Genomic DNA, 20616 nt, shown 5'->3' with positions numbered 1-20616 from the left:
GATAAGCGTAAAACTCGTCATTCCGCTACTCATTAGCGGAATCTATGCTGAGATATTGCGGTGCTATGACGTAGATCCAGAGTGGGATTCAAATTGGCTACAGCGAACTGCTGGATTTCAAATTTTTTAATAATTGTGTGCTATTCATTATATATGAGTTCCCACTTTTAAAGAGAATAGGAGATGATTTCCAAAAACTTAGAGGCAAGTTTGAATAGAGCACTATTCATTGCTTCTAATTTTAATCTTAAATATGCGAAAGTAGAACATTTATTGCTGGCGTTAACTAAAGACGTGGATGTAAATTACGTTTTATCAAGATGTAATATCAGAGCCGATGAAATCATCAGTATGGATAACATTCTATCAAGATGCAATATTAAGGCTAATGATTATAATAATAATATAAAAGGGTTTTTACAAAGCAGTTCTGAATTGATTATCAGTGGAGTTAAACCTAGCTCAGTGTTTCAATGCATAATACACAGAGCAATAATACGGGCTCATAGCTTGGGAAAAAAAGAAATAAATGGAGCAAATGTTCTAGTAGAAATTTTGTCTAGGCAAGACTTATACGTTGAAAATCTATTGCAGAAACAAAATGCGAAAGATTCCAATTTGATTTACCATATATCTAATATGAAATACTTGAGCGATATAGATGAATACACCACCAATCATAAAGTAAAACTTGATAAAAATAATGACGCTCCTACTACAGTAAATAAAGGTGAGCTACTAAAAGATGAGGAAATTCTACAAAGTTATTGTAAAAATTTAAATGACTATGCAAGAAGCAAAAAAATAGATTATGTTATTGGTCGTGATTATGAGTTAAATCGCACTATAGAAATATTATTGAGGCGTAGAAAAAACAACCCTTTATATGTTGGAGACCCAGGTGTTGGCAAAACAACAATAGTTGAGGGTTTGGTACTCAAGATCATTGAAGGCAGTGTTCCAAGTGCGCTCAGGTCCAGTATAATTTATGCTTTGGATTTAGGATCACTCCTTGCAGGGACACGCTACAGAGGTGATTTTGAAGAGAGAATAAAATCTATAATAAAAGCAATTGAGGCAAAACCAGGTGCTATCCTTTTTATTGACGAAATACACACTATCATTGGAGCAGGTTCTACAAGTGGTAGCTTTCTTGATGCAGGTAACCTACTCAAACCTGCGCTTGCAAGAGGTACACTGCGTTGTATAGGTGCAACTACATATAGAGAATACAGCGCTAGTTTTGAAAAAGATAAAGCACTAGCGAGAAGGTTTCAAAAAATTAATGTTAAAGAATCTTCTGTTAATGAAACGATAAAGATACTAGATGGCATAAAGCACTACTATGAAGGGTATCATGGAGTATATTATACAAAGAATGCCATTAGGTCTGCGGCTGAACTTTCGCATAAGTATATTACTGGGCGAATATTACCTGATAAAGCGGTTGATGTTATTGATGAGGCAGGGGCATATTGTAAATTGCTAAGAAACAGGGGTAAAATTGTAAATAGTAGAGATATTAAGAATACCATTACTAGAATTACAAATGTGCCTTGTGGATCTGAATCTGATGATTTGCAGAAAGTAAAATCTTTAAAAGCTAATCTAGAGAAGGTGATTTTTGGCCAAGAGCAGGCAATAGAATCTCTTGTTAGTTCTATTAAAATTGCTAAATCTGGGTTGAGAAATTACAATAAGCCTTTAGCAAATTATCTTTTTGCAGGACCAACCGGTGTTGGTAAAACCGAGCTAGCAAAACAATTAGCAGAAAGCATGGGCATGAATCTTATACGCTTTGATATGTCCGAATATATTGAATCTCATACGATATCAAGGATGATTGGTTCTCCTCCTGGATATGTAGGTTATGATCAAGGTGGATTACTCACAGAGTCTGTATCTAACAATCAATATAGTGTTGTGCTGCTTGATGAAATTGAAAAGGCTCATAGCGATATCTATAATATATTGCTACAAATTATGGATTATGGCTGCGTTACAGACACTTACGGACGTAAAGTTAACTTTTCCAATATAATTTTAATTATGACAACTAATGCAGGAGCAGTTGAACGCAGCAAAAGTTTTGTTGGCTTTGGGCATAAAAATTTTAACATTGGTGATAGTGAAAAAGCGATAGAACAGGTTTTTAGCCCTGAATTTCGTAATCGTCTTGATGCGATTATTTCTTTTTCCGACTTAAGTACGGATGTGATTTTGCATATTGTGGATAAATTTGTCCTAGAACTGAAAAAGCAACTGACACAAAAAGGCATAAACTGCTTGGTAGAGGATGAAGTGAAATCTTATCTTGTACAAATGGGTTATAGTAAGGAAATGGGAGCACGTCCGATAGAGAGACTTATTGAAAAAGAGATAAAAAGTTACTTAGCGGAAGAAATACTGAATCGTAAATTAATAAAAGGAAAGAAATTAAGAATCTATATGAATAAAGTAGAAAATAAAATTGCTTTTGATATAGTTTAAAATCCTTGTATTGAACTTCATCTTTGTTACAATCTATAACTTAAATTCAATTTGAATTATAGTGATAAGTGATAAAGTAAAACAAGTCCTAAGCTACTACGAAAGTGAAAACCCTGGGGTAAAAGCAAATCTTACTCGTATTCTCATGCATGGAAAGCTTGGCGGTACTGGCAAGTTAGTGATTCTGCCAGTAGATCAAGGATTTGAGCATGGTCCAATTAAAAGTTTTGAAGTTAACCCTGATGCTTATGACCCACATTATCATTTTCAGCTTGCGGTTGATTCGGGAGTAAGTGCATATGCTGCTCCACTTGGTATGATTGAAGCTGGTGCTGCAACTTATGCTGGAATGCTCCCACTTATTTTGAAACTTAATAGTTCCAACTCTTTACATTCAAAGGATCTAACCTCTGATCAGGCAATAACCTCTTCTGTGAAAGATGCGCTGCGTTTGGGCTGCTTAGCTGTCGGATTTACTATATATCCTGGTTCTGCTAAGTGTTTCGATATGATGGAAGAAGCCCGTGGAATCATAGCTGAAGCCAAATCTTATGGGCTTGCAGTAGTGCTATGGTCTTATCCACGCGGTGAAGGAATTTCCAAAGAAGGTGAAACAGCGGTTGATGTTATTGCCTATGCTGCACACATGGCAGCTTTGCTTGGCGCTAATATAATAAAAGTAAAACTTCCAACTAAATATTTGGAAAGGGAGAAAATAGAAACAGAAAATATTGAATCATTACCTAAAAGAATTGAATATGTTAAAAGATCTTGTTTTGCAGGAAAAAGAATAGTAATTTTTTCTGGTGGCGAGTCGAAATCAGTGAATGACATATGCAATGAAGCGAAAGAAATTAAGCAGGGTGGTGGTAATGGTTCAATCATTGGACGTAACACTTTCCAACGCAAAAGGGAGGAAGCTTTATCTATGCTAAAAGATATAATGGATATCTACACATAAAAAACGGCTGGGTGGCAGAATGGCTTATGCAGAGGACTGCAAATCCTTTTATACCGGTTCAATTCCGGTCCCGGCCTCTTTCATTTTCTATATCTTGTAAAAGTTGCTCAATTCAACAGTAGCTTTAAGTGTGTAACCTATAGAGAAAATTATTCATAAGTAAAATCAATTTCTTTTCAAGTTATGGTTATACTCTTATAGCGTTTCATGGTAAAAAATAAACTAAAAATAAGCAAAGTGTTTTACAAAATGATATTACGTGATTTATTGTTTTTACTGCCGCCCGAAGTTGCTCACTCTTTGGCAATTATGGCATTAAAGAAAATACCTTATAAGAATCCTATAGAGCTACCAGAATCTTTGAGTGTGAATTTTTTTGGTAATAAGCTCAGAAGCCCCGTGGGTCTGGCTGCAGGTTTTGACAAGAATGCAGAAGTTATAAGGCCTATGCTTTCATTTGGTTTTGGATTTATTGAAACTGGTACTGTAACTCGTAATCCACAATATGGAAACAAAAAACCAAGAATTTTTCGGTTAATTAAAGATCAAGGGGTAATTAACAGATTGGGATTTAACAATAAAGGAATAGACTACTTTCTTAAACAAATAGATAAAACCAAGCTTGATGATTGCATTTTTGGCATCAACATAGGAAAAAACAGTACATCAAAGGACCAAATCAGCGATTATGTTGACTTAATAAAGATAGTATATGGAAAAAGCAATTATATAGTGCTGAACATCTCATCCCCAAACACGCCTAATTTACGCAATCTGCACAATAAGCAAGAATTATTGGAATTGTTGAAATCCGTAACTCTAACCCGGAAATCAATTGATAATTCTAAATCCATACCAATAATATTAAAAATCTCACCAGATATAGATCAGCAAACGAAAGAAAATATCGCTGAGCTTGCGTTGGAATATAAGATTGACGGATTAACAGTGAGCAACACTACGATCAGTCGGAATAACTTACATTCCCACCACAACGAGAGTGGTGGGTTGAGTGGCAAACCGCTGTTTAAACTTTCAACCGAGTTATTGAGCGATATGTACAAACTTACTAAGGGCAAAATATTGTTGGTAGGATGCGGAGGAATCTCAAGTGGTGCTGATGCATATAAAAAAATAAAGGCAGGAGCTTCTTTGGTGCAGTTGTACACTGCTCTCATATACCACGGACCTCAAGTTGTAAACAAAATTAATCTAGAACTTGCAGAACTAATAAGGAGAGATGGATTTAGTAACATTAGTGAGGTGGTGGGTTGTATACATTAAACATCTTCTCTGTCACCTAAGTAGCCGACACTGGAATAACATCGATGAATCATTATTCAAATAATGGTTATGCAAGAAGTCTATTAAACTGTATATTTTGGAAGTTGTTGGTATTATTTTAATAAAACAAAACTAATTCTTTGGTATAAAGGTGTGGTAGGAAGTGTTATTCTTTTAAATAATGGGTATGAAGAGTTTGAATGATGCAATATCTAAGATCATTGATTATAAATTTACAAATTATGCAATATTAGAAGAGGCACTAACTCACCCAAGCGTAAATAAAAGGAATAGCAAAAACCAGATTGTAAGCTACGAAAGACTAGAGTTTTTGGGCGATAGTGTTTTGAATATGGTTGTATCTGCCACACTGTTTAAACTATTTCCTGAAGAAAAAGAAGGAGCATTGGCAAAAAGAAAGACGGATTTAGTTTGTGGCAACACCATTGCTAATGTTGCTAAAGAAATAAAATTAGGCAGCTTTATCATCATGAATAATAGTGAACGCTGCAATGGAGGGAGATGTAACTTAAAAAATTTAGAAAACTCGCTTGAAGCACTAATAGGTGCAATTTATATTGATGGCGGGCTTGAAAATGTTGAAAAATTTATTATCCAATATTGGGAAAAGCTAGCTAAAGGCATGCTTGACCCCCCTCAAGATCCTAAAACCTCACTGCAAGAGTGGACTCAGAAAAACAAATTGCCTTTACCAGAGTATGAGCTTGTAAAACAAACTGGACCAGTGCACAATCCTGAATTTACTATATCAGTTTGCATAGAAGATTATGGTAAAGTTTCTGCATGCGCTTCTAGTAAAAAGATTGCTGAACAAAAAGCTGCTGAGTTGATGCTAGAAAAAATTGGAAAAGACGCTTCAGTTTAGGCAAAATAGGCATTAATGTAAATTTTAAGGAAGCTAATAGCGTTTAGGGTAAATGGTCAATTTAAGGAGAAGCATAGTATTATTCATAAAAAAGTTGATCTACCAAAAATCAAGCCTTATGTAGTGGAATATCAATGGCTGTTGTCGGAGATGCGGAAAAAAAGAAGTAGCAAGTTACCAAAAGGTGTTATGCCAGATACATTTGGTCCAAGAGTTGTTTTGTGAAGTTGACAGAGTCAAGGAGAATGAAAGTTTTAAAAAATAGCATATTTTTTAATTATAAAAATTTGATATTAACTGTTGTTGGTTGATTGAGTAAAAACCAGTGAATGGTCACGTTAAAACATATTTTTAAATTTCTGCCAAAATCCTGGTTTATTATCATTAACCTTTGTAAATGTTATATTTAAACTGTATTTCGGATCATTTGGCACGTCGTATTTTATGCTAAATGTTGAAACTTTATCGTTATTGTAAATATGTACATCATCATATGATAGCTTTGTTGTGTAACACTTTACATACTTTTGCTTATCATGCACTAAATCACCTGACTCCCTTTCTAGTTCCACAAATTTCGTTTTTTTCTGACATTCCTTCATTTTTATTAAATCCTTATCTAGTGATATTGAAACTGGCAACGTATTTCCAGCATATTCTTTAGCTAAAAGTTCACTTTGAGGATACATTTTTATTTCCCTGCCAAAATGTGAGTCTATGAAATTATTACTCCAAAATTTATCGCCAGAATGCACGTACTCATCAGTAGCATACGGCACCCCACCATAATTGCATTGAACTTTGTAATCTCCAACACCGTTGTTTTGAAAAAAATCATGAATAGCAGTGTAGCTACCGGCAGCATCATTTATATAATCCATTACTTTATTCCTTAAATTTTTAGTTCATTATATCATAATCATTATGCCAATCAATCAAAAAAGCTCTCCCTTGCTGTTTTTAAAACTGATTTTGAGCAAGCGCTCTCGATTAGTTGGGAGCGTATTTGTAAGATTGTGACATTCGTGCCTCCCAGTTTTTCACATACTGCTGAATCAATTCAGGATAATCTGTAATAATTAATAAATTTTCAGCATTTCCTTTTTTAGCTGTCTTACTAAGGTTAAATGACCCTGTGATGACTTTTTGATTGTCAACAATCATTATCTTATTATGAGCAATCTTTGGCTTATCATCGATCCAAATTGGTACTCCACCTGAAAATAATTCATTTATAACACTATATTTTGAGTAGAGTTGCGATTTATCTAAGATGACTTTAACATCAACACCGCGTTCTTTAGCATTAATCAAAGATTTTGCAACTGTTCCAAGAGTAAATGTATATTCTTGAACTAAGGTAGATTTTTTAGACTGATCTATTACGTTGATTATCGGTACAGCACAATCTTCTCCAGGTGAAAAGCAAACCGTAGCTTTTGGGCAGGGCGAAAATATAAAACCCGCATAGTAATACAGAGAAAAACACATTAACAAGAATAAAAAGTGAAAAAGCCTCACAACAACCCACCCCCGGATATACGGCGATAGGCTACATTATAATTTAATCACCTGTCAATAGACTTCTTGCATAGTTTTTGGCAACAACCGTTAGAAACGAAAAACTTACTTGACAAACTCCGCCAGCCCCCTTATCATGAAACTGAAGGTATTCAGTTATCTTCATCTGTGCAGATTAAACAGCAAGAAAACAACGTAGTTGGCGTCTTATTTTTAATTTTTTGCACTATGTGCACCTTATGTCTACACAATATTTCTAGGTTTTTACCTACACAAGCTGAAACGCGCTTATAAGTCGTTTAAGACAGTATAGTACGCCAATTTGCAGGATTAGGGAGTGACAACTAGCTAACACGGGGTTTCTTTTGCCTTTTTTTCTGCTTAGTAAATTTCTTAAACATTTAAACTAAGGTGAGTTGCATTTAAAAGCAGCTAAATTGCAGTGTTTAAGACTTAAAAAACGCCAATGTTCTAAAATAGATATTAGCTGGGGCTTCTTTTGCCTTTTTTTCGCTTGGTAAATTTCTTAATGTTTATAGCTAACATGAAGCTAAGTACGAACTTTGTTAAATACAACAAATGGTGTCATCCCAGTGCTCCTTTTTTTGTCATCCGAGTAGCTGACACTGGGATCTATTTTGCATGTAACTCCAATTGTGTTTTGGCATAAAACGCGACGCGTATTAGACTTATTTGCAAGCAAAGCTTGCTAGATCCAAGTAGTCAGGGCACTGGGATGACATCATAGGGACACTGGGATGACACCCTGACAATCGTCATCCCGTTACTTGTTAGCGGATGAGATACCGCGGCGGTATGACGGTTCGTGGCGGTATAATGAAGCTTGAAAGCGGATCACCTTTCACGACCCGTGTTTACTTCATTCACTTTAGGAGTATTAACAGGCGTTATTGCCGGGTTCTCAAGCTTTGTTGCCTGCTTCAAACCCTCGCTTACACTTTTGTCCTTTAAAATTTCATCAAGCTGCTTACTCTTTTGTTGCTCTTCGTTATTTGACGTATCTCTTTGAGCATCTTCTCTCATGTCATGAGTATTCTCCACACTCTTTTCATCCTCACCCAAAAGTTTTTCTAATATTTTCTTAACAAAGCGCTTCAGAAGACTCAAAAACCCTTCTTCTTTTTGATTTTCTTGTGGTTGAGGCGTGGTATCTTTTTTGTCCGGCTCAGTGTTGAGCTTCTCTTTTACAGAACTCTTGCTCACTGAGGGACTAACGATGTGCTCTGATGGCTGTGTATCTGTTTGTACAGAAGCCTCAGAAGTCTTTTTTTGTCCACTCTGTTCAACACTTTTACCTTCTGTTGTAGTTTCTCTAAGAGTGTTAGCTGCTTCTTGAAATTTTTTGTCATTTTTTAATTCTGCAACTTTTTCACTTGTGAAGATGCCCTTCCCTTTATATTGTTGGTCAAGCTCAGCAATTCTTTCAAAATCTTGACGTGCTTTTTCATCTGCACGTCCTTCTTGACTTTCAAGTTTCTGATTCAATTCTGCGACGTTTTTCATTTTGTTCTCAAGCTCCTTACTTTTCACAGCTTTTAGAGCCTTTGTTCCTTTTGCGATATAATTAACCTTCTCTTCTAATGAAGTACCTTCTGGAAAAGCACCTGGAGAACGTTCAAAGACGTCTTTAAACTTTTTTTCAACACTTTCTTGAGATGTCTGGGCCATACCTATTACCTATTAAAACATATCATATAACCAGTATATTAGCTAATTATATAAAAAACAGTTAACATAACTTGTGGTAGAGCGTCCTATTTATATCTTTTTCATTAAAATGCTATTTATTTATTAACTTAAAATATATAACAATATAGAAATGAAAAACAGCCCATTAGCAGTAGTATTCGATTGGGATAATACCTTAGTTGACACTCAAGATAATATTTTTAATGCTATTAAGCATACCATAAACTCAATGGGGTATAGTAATAAAGCTGCTGATAGAAATTCCCATGAGTCGAGAAAGAGCTATATGGTCAATTTATTTGGCGATCAGTGGAAAAAAGCGAATCAGATATATCAACAATACTTAGATAATGCGCTATTACAAAACATTGCTCTGAATCAAGGAGTAGAGGAAATGTTGCAGACACTGAAAAGCCACAATGTTTATCTAGCAATAGTAAGTAATAAGAAAAATACTAATTTACGTGAAGAAGTTACCTATTTTAAACTGGATTCTTACTTTGAAAGAGTGATTGGGTCATGCGATACCGCGGAAGATAAACCATCTGCAACCCCACTGCTATTTGCACTAGAAGAGAGTACGTTGCCTATAAATAGAGAAAATGTGTTTTTCGTTGGTGATAGCATCACAGATGTTCTGTGTGCACAAAATGCCAATTGTTTACCTATTATATACGGTCAATCAATAAGCGGTTATGAAGATTTGTTATGTTTTCAACATTTTGATAAACTTACAGATTTTGTAATAAAGTATTTAGAAGATAGGTAATGACAGAGATTGCCAGCATAAAAAGGCGCTTTTGCGCGTATTTAATAGATGTAGCAATTTTATTAATTCCAACTTTATTAATTATACTGCTATTAGAGGATTCTCCGTTGATCTTACATCTATCATACATGTGTGTAAATTGTAGTTACTTCACATATTTTATATCTTCAAAGGCCCAAGCAACTCCCGGCCAACAGTTACTGAATATATATACTATCAATTTAGATAATTCTAAAATAGACTTGAATTTAGCGTTTGACAGAAGCACTTCCCAGTTTTTTCTTCCTTTGTTAAACAGTGTAGCAGTTATCCTTACTGAATTTTGCAAGATCAGGAAGTATTAGTGAATGTCTTGAGTGCATTGAAAGTAATGATAGTGCTGCTCACTCTCTGCTGGTATCTAGTTGCTTGTTTTTCTAAAAAGAAACAGACATACCACGACATGCTATTTAATACGGTTGTTATCAAAGGAACTATTAAATGAGTTGCTATAACTATCGTTATCATATAAATTATGCTGATGAATTGAACTAAGGGAAGATTATGAATGAAGAGATAGTAAAACATTTGAATAAATTATTGACCAATGAGCTGACTTCTGTACGCCAGTATCTTTTGCATTTTGCGATTCTCAAAAATAATGGAATTAATAGACTTGCAGAAAAGGTAAAAAATGAGCTTAACGAAGAACTTGAACATGCAAACAAGTTGGCAGAAAGAATTTTGTTATTTAAAGGAGTTCCAAATTTTCAGGATACAAACGAAATATCAAAGCATGATGGAAAGTTTACAAAAGACACAATACGGAAAATCTTAGAAGCTAATTTGAAATTAGAGGGAAAAGGTATTAAGGATATCAAAGAAACGATTTCTATCGCTGAGAAAGAAAAAGATTTTGTTAGTGTAATGTTATTAGAAGAGATGTTAAAAAATGAAGAAGAGCACTTCCATTGGATTGAGAAACAGATTGACCTTATTGAACTAATGGGTGTTGAAAACTATTTAAGAACACAAATATAGAGTGTTAAAAAAAATAGTATTTATTTTAATTGTACCTTGCTTGCTCCTTTTTTTATTAGGATTATGGCAAGTATTCAGATTGAACTGGAAGAATAATATTATCAAAAATATGAGTCTTCCAGTTGTTCATCTATTGCCCAATAACGACCTTGAAAAATTTAACTATAGGCATGTCAAGATCGATGGGATTCTAAGTGACATAGAACTATATGTTTTTGCAGGGCAATATGGATATCATGTGTTATCTCCTATGCTACTTACTACTGGAAATTATATGCTAGTGAACAAAGGAATAGTTAAAGAAAAAAAAGAGGAAAGAGCAAAAATTGAAAAAGTAGCTGCAGGTGGAGTTTTATATTGCAATAGCAGTAAAAGCAAAAATTGGTTTATCAAGAACGATACTACTTCGAATATATGGTTTACCCTGAGTACAGAAGAAATTTCCAATGAGTTAGGTATTAAGCTAGAGAAGTGTATATTGTGGCCGAACAATTTTGGCAGCAAAGTAGCTATACAGCCAATGAAGCATTTGGAATATGCAATCACTTGGTTTGCACTTTCCTTAATTTGGTTGATTATGTGCGTAATTTACTATAGGCAAAACCTCAATAAAGCTTGAAGCTTTCTGTACATAAAATTAGAGAAGTAGTTATTCATCTTTATCACTACCAAGGTCTTTTAACATACTGTAATTGCCTTTTCTGAATCTACTTTTTAAAGACATAACTCCACTTTCGCTAATACCACTAAGGCTCAGTGCAGCTCCACCTAGCTGCAATCCTATCTCAGATGTTTCAGGAATAATTTTACTAGCTCCTAGATCTCTATAAACCTCCACATTACTCAGATCTGGTAAGCGTATTACAATATTTACATGCGGAAAATTTGCTGCAACTAAAGAAACAACTTTTTTTATAGTAACTTCATTCTTTATTGAAATAACGAGAGCTTGAGCTCTTTCTATTCCTACCGATTTTAAAATTTCACATCTTGTAACATCTCCAAGATATATAGGAAAACTATCACTTTTTCCTTCTTTGACTATTTTCGATTGAATATCTACAACAACGTAACTTAAATGCTCTGCCGTAAGCATTTTTGTTACCATATATCCCACTCTACCAAATCCAGCAACTATCACATGGTTATAAAGATCTTGTGTATCTGTTTCAACAGCTTCATCATCTAATATTGTTTTCTCAGTGCTAAATGAGTTTGCTATCCAATCTCCAAGCCCTGATAAAAGAGGAGTGAAAGCCATGGTTACTGTAGTTACCATCATAAGTACTTGAGCGATTTCACTTGGTAGCACATTTAGCTCATCTGCTAAGCGAAATAAAATAAACGCAAATTCACCGCCTTGTGAAAGCAGTAACCCAGCTTGTATAGCAGGTGCACTCTTAAACCCAAAAAATCTACACAATATATATATAATAGATGTTTTTAAAACGATAAGGATAATCGATAATAAAGTAATTAGTGGTAACTTATTGAGTAAAAGTTCGGTATTGATGGACATACCAACAGTCATGAAAAATAAGCCAAGAAACAAATCTTTAAATGGCAATACTGCGTGTTCTACTGAGTGTCTATATTCTGTTTCTGCAACTAACAATCCAGCAACAAATGCACCTAATGCTAACGATAAATGGAATTGCTCAGTAATAAATGCTGCTCCTAATACTATTAAAAGCGTTGTTGATATAAAGATCTCATTACTTTCCATTTTAGCAATAACCGAAAATAAAGGTCTAAGCAATAATCTACCAGTTATAAATATCAGCACTAATGCAATAGCTGCTTGCACCAATGAACCTGCCAATGAGCTTATCAGGCTGTGCTCAGAATTGCCAGTAAGTAAAGGTACCAATACTATTAATGGTACCACTGCAAAATCTTGCATTAATAGCACTGCTATCGACAATCTACCAACCTGACTTGCTTGAGAACCTTTTTCTTGCAGAACCTGCAACACTATTGCTGTTGAGGATAGCGCAAGCCCACCACCAATAACTGTTGCTATATTCGTATTCACTCCGAAAGCAAGAGCGATGCACCATATTGCTACCATGGTAACTATAACTTGAAGAGAACCGAACCCAAATACATGAATACGCATAGCGATCAGGCGTTCAAATGTCAATTCAAGGCCTATAATGAATAATAGAAAAACTACACCAAATTCTGCAAGATTATCCATTGCTTCAGCTGAGTGTATCAGATTAAATCCGTGAGAACCAATAACTGCACCTGCAACGAAGTAACCAAGCACTGGACTAATATTCATTTTCCAAAATGCTATGACTATAAACACAGCAGCAGAAAGCAAAATTATAATATCAAACAAATGCTGAGAGCCACTGTGCATGATATTTAACCTGTAGAATTAGACCATTTAATTGAGCAGCCAATACTTGATTTTTGGTCAATTGGAGAATTACCAGTTTCTGCAATAAATTTCATAGCTTGAAATAAGTCACTACTTCCTACTTCATAGCTTTGAACCTTTTCTTTTTTTGCGTTGTTAAAACGTCCACGATAGCAAAGGTTTAAATTGGAATTAAAGCCGAAAAAGTCAGGAGTGCAAACAGCCCCGTATTCTTTAGCTATTTTCTGTGTACTATCAATTAAATATGGAAATGTAAACTTATTTTCCTTGGCAAAATTAATCATATTTTCAAAGGAATCTTCTGGATATTCATTTACATCATTTGGCATTATTGCAATGGTGTTTACCTGATAATCTTTTTTCAATTGATCAACATCGCTTACCAGATTACTAATAATTGACTGAACGTAAGGACAGTGATTGCATATAAACATTACAATAAGACCATTTTTTCCACAACAGTCACTTAATGTATAGTATTTATTGTCTACTCCCAAAAGATTAAAATCTTTTGCAGTAAAACTAAAATCGACTTTAGGAGTATTCAGAGCAACCATAGACTATTATTATACCACATGTAATTTACGGTCTTATTATTTAAATGTCAAACGGTTTCTATGTATACTGTTTGCATATTCTTTTTTAGTATTATAATTATAAAACTTATGTTCATAACTTTTGAAGGAATAGACGGCTCTGGTAAAACAACACAATCTAAGCTACTTGCAAATCATTTTAAGCAAATTCACGGCGAAAATAATGTGGTATTGACTCGAGAACCAGGTGGCACTAACTTTGCAGAAAAGATAAGAGGAGTGTTGTTAACGAATAATATTGATCCTATTTCTGAACTCTTGCTACTTATTTCGATGAGGCGCGAACATATGAAAAAATTAATATTACCAGCTCTTGCAGAAGGAAAAATAGTGATTTGTGATCGGTTTATTGATTCAACTATTGCATACCAAGGATATGGGCTTAGTGTTGATTTAGGGCTAATAAGGGACTTACATAAGTTAGTAGAAATTAAATGTCCAGATATTACATTTATTCTAGATATTGATGTTAAAGTTGGGTTAAATAGAGCAAAAGACAAGAATAAATATGAAGAAATGGATGTTAATTTTTACAATAAGGTCAGAAAAGGATTTCAGGAAATAGCCATAAAAGAGCCCGTTAGGTGCAGTGTTATCACTGGAATTGAAACAAAAAATGATAATCACGTACACAATGAAATTATTGATAAAATCACCTAGCTTGTGATAGAAAATTATCAATTTCAGGTAACATTATTTCATATGAATAACTTTTTGTTTGAGTAGCTAAAAAATCCTGTATTTTGTCTGGATCTTCTTCACTTATCATCTTATATGCCCTTGCGAGGTTCATTAATTCACTTCTATTTTTTTTATTGCTTACTTCAGTAATAGTAAAAAATTGATCAAAATGGTCTAAGAGGTCTTTATTTTTTATTGAAGACACAATATTGTCAATTTCTTTCACATATAATGCAAGTTTGTGTGCTTTACTACGATCTTCAAAACAAAGATTAACAAGCACGTTACGAAACCTATCTTTCGTAGTACTTCTCACTTCTGCTAATAAGGACTTAATATTTTCTTGGCAATGCACTCTCTTTACCGATTCAGCCGGTTCAACCATACCAAGAACATTCTTTACCAAAGATTTTTCTTCACAACTAAATATGAACATGTAATAACCCATCGATAAAGTGAAGAGCAAGAACATAGCCGGAAGTAAAAACGGAGCTAATACATTTTGTGACGCAGGGAAAATAAACCAGGTAACAGTTGCTATTGACACAGTTACAAATAATCCTGATAAACATAATTGTGCTTTTCTTCTATAATTCTGATCAATAACTGTACTTACACCAATAGAAGCTATATCAATCATTACTCACACCTCATTAAACATTAATACTAACTGAATGATAGCATTATTGTGATGAAAATGCAATATTATGAATATTTTAATACAATTTATATTGACAGTTACAATTCTGAATGTTTTATTGCAGCGTTAGCTGATTAGCATTTTTAAGATGAGGTCAACTCTCATAGAGAGAGGATTTTTTTATTTTCTCATTCTTCTCATTTTCCTCTCTAACAATTTTTTTTCCATTTAATATGTCCTTTATTTCATCTCCTGTTAAAGTTTCAAACTCCAGTAGATTTTCGGCAATGAGATCTAAGCCTTTCTTATGCTTGGTCAAAATGTCTTTTGCTTTTTCATAGCAAGAAGATACAACTTTCTTCACTTCTTCATCTATAAGTTTTAACGTATCTTCAGAAATTATCTCAGAACCATGTATGGTTTGTTCGCGATTGTGATAGATCGGGCCTATTTTGTCACTCATTCCCCATTTTGTTACCATAGCGCGTGATAAATCAGATGCTTGTTTTATATCCGAAGATGCACCGCTTGTGACTTTATCGTAGCCAAAAATTAGCTCTTCTGCCACTCTTCCACCCATTGCAACAGTTATATCTGCTAGCATCTTTTCTCTTGTGAGGGACACTCTATCTGTTTCTGGTAGTCTCATAACTAAACCGAGTGCCCTACCGCGTGGAATAATTGTTGCCTTGTGTATAGGATCAGAAGCAGGCATATTAACAGCAATCATCGCATGACCAGCTTCATGGTATGCAGTCAGTCTCTTTTCCTCTTCTGTCATAATGAGAGATCGCCTTTCTACGCCCATCATCACTTTATCACGTGCATATTCGAAATCATCCATGGTAACAATCTTCTTGTTTCTTCTTACAGCGATAAGTGCAGATTCATTCACCAAATTTGCTAGATCAGCCCCTGAAAAACCTGGTGTTCCTCTTGCAACTGTTTTCACGTTTACATCTGGTGCTATTGATATTTTCTTTATATGAGTATTTAATATCTTTTCACGCCCATTTATATCGGGTAAAGAAATAGTAATCTGTCGGTCAAAACGACCAGGTCTAAGCAGTGCTGGATCTAAGACATCCGGACGGTTAGTCGCAGCAATTATTATTACACCTTCATTAGACTCAAAGCCATCCATCTCAACTAATAACTGATTTAATGTTTGTTCTCTTTCATCATTGCCGCCACCAAGACCAATGCCACGATGTCTACCCACCGCATCTATTTCATCTATAAAAATTATACAAGGAGCATTTTTCTTGCCTTGATCAAACATATCACGAACACGACTTGCACCAACACCCACAAACATTTCAACAAAATCAGATCCAGAAATACTAAAGAATGGCACATTAGCTTCTCCTGCAATTGCACGAGCAAGTAAAGTTTTACCAGTTCCAGGAGAGCCAATCAAAAGGCACCCTTTTGGTATTTTTCCACCTAATATTTGAAATTTTTGCCTTTGTTTAAGAAAATCAACGATCTCTACTAGCTCTTCTTTTGCTTCATCAATTCCGGCAACATCATCAAATGTTACTTTTTTTCCACTAGTCATGAGTCTAGCCCTTGACTTGCCAAAGCTTATAGTTCTGTTGCCCCCCGCTTGTGTTTGTTTAAGAAAGAATAGCAAGAAGCCAATAAAGATAAATGTTGGGACCCATGAGATAAGTAATCCACCAATTACGTTCATGGCAGAATCTCCAGTTGAAAAGGAGAATCTCACTTTTCTATCATGTAAATTTTTTATTAGGTCGCTATATATGACACCGCTTGAATTGAAACTTGAACCGTCCCTGAACTTGCCTTCAATGCTCTGGTTTTTTATGACAATATTTTCTACATCATTGTCTTCTAGTCTAGTTAAAAATTCCGAAAAAGGTATAATTGTTTTACTTTTACCTACATTTCCGCTGAACTGAATATAAGCAACTGAAATAAGAACAATAATTACTAACCAGATCAATAAGCCTTCTAAAAATTTTTTCATTTCTATTTCTAACTAAATACTAATCAAGCTTACCAAATTTTGTTTTATCGTGCTATTAATAATGCATTGAACCTTATCGTCATTGGTATTTTTTCCGTTATAATTTACATCAGGATAAGCAAGCACCTTTCCATCTTTTAGCACTACAGGCAAAGAATAGAAAACTTCAGGGCAGCAGTTGTAATCCTTCAGAAATTCAGGAACTTTTTGTGTTTTTTTTAATGGAGCGATGATAACTGAACACTCTTGATTTCCGAGTATTGTGCAGCTAAATCTGTTATCCCATTGAGTAGGTTCATTTAAAGGTAGGTTTAAGGTAATTTCTTGTATCTTTGACGATTCTCTAATTATCAAGATATTTTCTCCATGTTTTCTTATTTTACACCCAGAAAGTGTACAATTAACATTACTATCCTTTTGCAATATTTTATTAAATATTACGATAAGGCTGTTGTACCTTGGTTTATAATGTTTACTGGCAATTGCCATTATGGAGTAAAGAAGAAGCCTCAAGGCTATTTCCTCTGGCAATTGATAAAACTCACTTAGTTTAATTTCAATATAACCAAGATCATGCACATTAACGCAGTCATTAAATGCAAGGCGTGTGTAGTGCATCAACGCTTTTGCAGCTCTTTTCATATGAAGGGCTGTGAGGCATATTCGCTCTGTTAAAATCTCTTGATTATCACTTGCTTTAAGTAAGTTACGGTATAAAGTTCGCCTGTATTTTAAGTCATAGTTGCTTCTATCTTCGATCCATTTTAACCGATGAAGCTTAGCGTACTTTTCTATTTCACTACGACTAAAATTTAACAATGGCCTAAATATATAAATACCATTTAGGAAAGACTTGTAGTCCATTGATGATAATCCATCTACGCCACTACCTCGCTCTAATCTTAACAAGAACGTTTCTGCTTGATCATCTTTGTGATGAGCAACAAGTAAATATTTAACATTATTATTTTTACACCACTCTGCTAGTAACTTATACCGTGCTTTTCGTGCCTGTAACTGAATATTGCCTTTAATATTTTGCTTCTCCCAATTTAATATGAACGATTCCTTTGCTCCAAGTTCCTTTGCATAACTTACAACAAAATCAGCTTCTTTTTGAGACTCTGAACGTAACCCATGATTTACTGTTAATGCTATAGGAAGTGGAAGCTTGTTTTTTTTTGCCCAGTTATTCATTAAGTGCAGTAAGATTATACTATCTACACCACCTGATACTGCAACTGCAACTTGATTATTATAGAAAGCAAAACTATTAACCACATTTTGAAATAATAACTCTAATTCCATTATGCCTCTTGATGGCCAGATAGTCTCTACATCATACAGCGACTTATTTGTGGTATATATAGATCCCGCTAACAAGCAACGAAATATGACAAGTTTGTCCTTTTTGTCTACCCCAGTGCCCTTTCTTTATGTCATCCCAGTGCTTGACACTGGGATCCAGGTTTTAATGCAAGAAACTATTTCTTTATTCCAGAAAATGAAAATTCCACTCTACGATTTTTAGCATGCTCTTTTTCATATTTAGAATTTCTAGAATCATCTTTTACATTAACCAAAGGCTCAGTTTCACCTTTAGAAGCAGTTTTTATTCTGTTTTCTATGTAGGGTGTACAACTAACCATAAATTTTTTAGCTGCATCTGCCCTTCTAGCGCCTAGCGCAAGATTATATTCATGAGAACCACGGTTGTCAGTGTGACCAGTTAAAGTAACCTTCGCGTCAGGGTTATCTTGTAACACCTCCATTACGTCAAGTAATGCATCTGCACTTACTTCAGCAATACTAGATTCATCATAACCAAAGAAAACTCTTTTATCACCTATCTGCTTAACAACAGAATTTATTTTATTTGTTGTATTTGCTCCTTTTTTTGGGCAAGAACTTACACCAGTAAGTAATAAACAAAAACAGCACATTATAACCAGTCTACTCCACATTACTAAACCTCCATAAATTTTAAATAGTGCGTAACTTTAATTTCAGTAGCTAATATCTCTCCATATTGTAATATAGTCAAGAGAAATAAAATACTAAATACTTTTTCTACAACCTTACAATTAATTTTCCTATAATATGCTGGACTCTGAGTAGAAAAATCCAATAAAAGAATAAAAAGTACAATTTTTTATTGTACTTTAAGCAAATATACTTTTAACTTTATTATTAATCTATCACGATGTTAAACAGATGTTTTCTAAAATAATGAACAAATATGAAATCTTATAAGTTTTTAGAGGAAGTATTATATAGGGTAAAGAATATCGAAAATACGCTAAAAGTACTAAACCAAAGCCAATTGAATGCAGAGGACAAAGTTGAACAAATGAGTCTTCTAGAAGAAATCAGACATGAAATTATCTCTCATGACGTAATAAAGGAATCATTAGCAGATGCTCTTGACAACAAAAAGAGTGCAGATGCTTGGCAGCTAAAGTTAATAGAGAGAATACATAAGAGCAACAGTGCTGTTCCTATTGATTTAGTAAAATCTTTGTCCAAAGCTAAAGTTGAATGCCAAAGTTTATGGAGGCTAAACAATTCTGAAGCCAGCAACTTGGAAAAACTAAAAGAACGTTTTACTGATTTAATCACACTCATTCGCGAAGTAGCTTCTATAAAATCGCAGCAATTAAAATGCTCAAAATACGACTCACTGCTTGCTGACTATGACTCTGATATCACAGAAAAGAATATAAGGGAAGTATTCCCCAAGGTAGGCAAATTCTTTAGTGGAAATGTAGATAAAATAATTGAAAAGCAGAAAAAGGATAAGGTTACTAATATACAAAAAGTTGCTACTCAGAAGCAGATTGAACTTGGCTCGTCATGTTTACAGCAAATGGGTGTCGCACTGCATGAGGTTCGTACTTCTTATTACTACCCTATAGATTATGATGAATCTGACTTTTGTTATGGTTTATTTTCTCTTTTACGGCATAGTGGTTATGCAATTTATCAAAAATGTTTAGCGCAAAATTCTATAAGTAGCCCAATTACGAGACATGTTATGTATGAAACTCAAGGGTTATTCATGGAAAGGATGATTGGAACATCCAGAGAATTTATTGAGTTCATTCAACCACACATAAAAGAGAAATTTGCTATAAAAGGCAAAACTAACGAGAAAGTTAGCAGTGTTGAAAATTTGTACTTGATTTTCAATGAAATAAACCTTTCTTCTTTTTTAAAAAATGCAGATGAATTTAGTCTGTTAGCTCATATTATGTTGAGAACTAGGTTAGAACAAGATATAATAAATGGTACATTGGAAGTCAAAGACCTGCATGATGCGTGGCTGGAAGGTATGAAGCACTATAAAATTCCAGTAAAAGCTGAAAATGAGCTAAACACTTATTTTCAAGATGAATATTGGGCAAGCGGTGTTATGGGCTACTTTCCTATAAAAATTATTGCTTTAATTGCTGCTGTGCAGATTTTCTCTTGCGTTAAAAAGAATCATTACGAATCATTAAGTGCTATAATAAAAGGAGATTTTAGTTTACTTATCAGTTGGTTATCTCAAAATATATACAGTGCAAAGTGTGGCCTGGAACTGCTAAAAAAAGTAACAGGTAAGGGTTTAGACGTTGAGTGCTGCATTAGCTACTTATCTGGAAAGTATAATTTGTCTTAATAAATGATTTTCTTG

At 34.3% G+C, this 20616-nt stretch carries 18 protein-coding genes, 1 tRNA gene and 1 pseudogene; 11 read left to right on the top strand and 9 right to left on the bottom strand.

The genetic code is table 11. The features are described from left to right. The first annotated feature begins 183 nt into the window (after nt 1-183). From HUB95_RS05415 to rnc, 5 genes are all read left to right on the top strand, one after another. Entirely contained in the window at nt 184-2490 is a 2307-nt protein-coding gene (locus HUB95_RS05415) for an AAA family ATPase (protein WP_209452391.1), read from the top strand. 64 nt (nt 2491-2554) lie between these two features. Next, entirely contained in the window at nt 2555-3451 is an 897-nt protein-coding gene (locus tag HUB95_RS05410) for a class I fructose-bisphosphate aldolase (RefSeq protein WP_041573616.1), read from the top strand. A gap of 5 nt (nt 3452-3456) precedes the next feature. Beyond that, nucleotides 3457-3528 (top strand) — tRNA-Cys (locus tag HUB95_RS05405). A gap of 130 nt (nt 3529-3658) precedes the next feature. Next, nucleotides 3659-4735, top strand: a complete 1077-nt coding sequence (locus HUB95_RS05400; RefSeq protein WP_015589461.1) for a quinone-dependent dihydroorotate dehydrogenase — start codon at nt 3659-3661, stop codon at nt 4733-4735. 187 nt (nt 4736-4922) lie between these two features. Next, the gene (gene rnc, locus HUB95_RS05395; protein ID WP_197907078.1) at nt 4923-5621 is read left to right on the top strand and encodes a ribonuclease III; all 699 of its coding nucleotides are present in this window, start codon (nt 4923-4925) and stop codon (nt 5619-5621) included. Nucleotides 5622-5959: 338 nt separating this feature from the next. Here rnc and HUB95_RS05385 read toward each other — a convergent pair whose 3' ends face one another. The 3 genes from HUB95_RS05385 to HUB95_RS05375 all read right to left on the bottom strand — a co-directional run bounded on the left by HUB95_RS05385 (nt 5960) and on the right by HUB95_RS05375 (nt 8831). Beyond that, complete coding sequence (locus tag HUB95_RS05385) at nt 5960-6502, bottom strand: hypothetical protein (protein WP_006279913.1); 543 nt, start codon at nt 6500-6502, stop codon at nt 5960-5962. A 109-nt stretch (nt 6503-6611) separates the two neighbouring features. Further along, entirely contained in the window at nt 6612-7142 is a 531-nt protein-coding gene (locus HUB95_RS05380; protein WP_197907079.1) for a phospholipase D family nuclease, read from the bottom strand. A gap of 855 nt (nt 7143-7997) precedes the next feature. Then, on the bottom strand, nt 7998-8831 hold the full coding sequence (locus HUB95_RS05375) for a hypothetical protein (protein WP_015589463.1): 834 nt from the start codon (nt 8829-8831) through the stop codon (nt 7998-8000). Nucleotides 8832-8982: 151 nt separating this feature from the next. Here HUB95_RS05375 and HUB95_RS05370 point away from each other — a divergent pair, with 151 nt between their 5' ends. The 4 genes and pseudogenes from HUB95_RS05370 (at nt 8983) to HUB95_RS05355 (ending at nt 11260) form a co-directional block, all read left to right on the top strand. Further along, the gene (locus HUB95_RS05370) at nt 8983-9621 is read left to right on the top strand and encodes an HAD family hydrolase (RefSeq protein ID WP_209452390.1); all 639 of its coding nucleotides are present in this window, start codon (nt 8983-8985) and stop codon (nt 9619-9621) included. After that, a pseudogene (locus HUB95_RS05365) lies at nt 9621-10105 on the top strand (RDD family protein). The gene HUB95_RS05370 and the pseudogene HUB95_RS05365 overlap by 1 nt, the downstream one beginning before the upstream one ends. A gap of 59 nt (nt 10106-10164) precedes the next feature. Continuing rightward, the gene (bfr, locus tag HUB95_RS05360) at nt 10165-10641 is read left to right on the top strand and encodes a bacterioferritin (protein WP_007549093.1); all 477 of its coding nucleotides are present in this window, start codon (nt 10165-10167) and stop codon (nt 10639-10641) included. 1 nt (nt 10642) lies between these two features. Next, complete coding sequence (locus HUB95_RS05355; protein ID WP_209452389.1) at nt 10643-11260, top strand: SURF1 family protein; 618 nt, start codon at nt 10643-10645, stop codon at nt 11258-11260. A 30-nt stretch (nt 11261-11290) separates the two neighbouring features. Here the strand turns inward: HUB95_RS05355 and HUB95_RS05350 are convergent, their stop codons facing one another. After that, nucleotides 11291-13009 (bottom strand): monovalent cation:proton antiporter-2 (CPA2) family protein, encoded by a 1719-nt coding sequence (locus HUB95_RS05350; RefSeq protein ID WP_141456699.1) that lies wholly within the window; start codon nt 13007-13009, stop codon nt 11291-11293. 5 nt (nt 13010-13014) lie between these two features. After that, entirely contained in the window at nt 13015-13587 is a 573-nt protein-coding gene (locus HUB95_RS05345) for a thioredoxin family protein (protein WP_015589468.1), read from the bottom strand. Between the two features lie 108 nt (nt 13588-13695). On the opposite strand from HUB95_RS05345, the gene tmk reads away from it, so the two are divergent. Beyond that, on the top strand, nt 13696-14286 hold the full coding sequence (gene tmk, locus HUB95_RS05340) for a dTMP kinase (protein ID WP_015589469.1): 591 nt from the start codon (nt 13696-13698) through the stop codon (nt 14284-14286). Here tmk and HUB95_RS05335 read toward each other — a convergent pair. From HUB95_RS05335 to HUB95_RS05320, 4 genes are all read right to left on the bottom strand, one after another. Next, nucleotides 14279-14947 carry a hypothetical protein gene (locus tag HUB95_RS05335; protein ID WP_007548786.1) on the bottom strand — a complete coding sequence of 223 codons (669 nt, stop codon included), beginning with the start codon at nt 14945-14947 and terminating at the stop codon, nt 14279-14281. The genes tmk and HUB95_RS05335 overlap by 8 nt on opposite strands. 154 nt (nt 14948-15101) lie before the next feature. Continuing rightward, entirely contained in the window at nt 15102-16940 is a 1839-nt protein-coding gene (gene ftsH / locus HUB95_RS05330; protein ID WP_209452388.1) for an ATP-dependent zinc metalloprotease FtsH, read from the bottom strand. Nucleotides 16941-16952: 12 nt separating this feature from the next. Next, complete coding sequence (gene tilS / locus HUB95_RS05325; RefSeq protein ID WP_015589470.1) at nt 16953-18248, bottom strand: tRNA lysidine(34) synthetase TilS; 1296 nt, start codon at nt 18246-18248, stop codon at nt 16953-16955. Between the two features lie 176 nt (nt 18249-18424). Next, entirely contained in the window at nt 18425-18904 is a 480-nt protein-coding gene (locus HUB95_RS05320) for an OmpA family protein (RefSeq protein WP_010081889.1), read from the bottom strand. A gap of 275 nt (nt 18905-19179) precedes the next feature. Between HUB95_RS05320 and HUB95_RS05315 the strand changes: the two genes are divergently transcribed. Further along, a complete protein-coding gene (locus HUB95_RS05315; protein ID WP_015589471.1) occupies nt 19180-20601 on the top strand; it encodes a gluzincin family metallopeptidase in 1422 nt (473 codons plus the stop codon). Nucleotides 20602-20616 lie beyond the last annotated feature (15 nt).

The organism is Wolbachia endosymbiont of Ceratosolen solmsi (assembly GCF_017869155.1).
GTDB classification, from domain to species: Bacteria; Pseudomonadota; Alphaproteobacteria; order Rickettsiales; family Anaplasmataceae; genus Wolbachia; species Wolbachia pipientis.
Note: the sequence above shows the minus strand (reverse complement) of the source record. Positions and strands in the feature narration are given on the sequence as shown.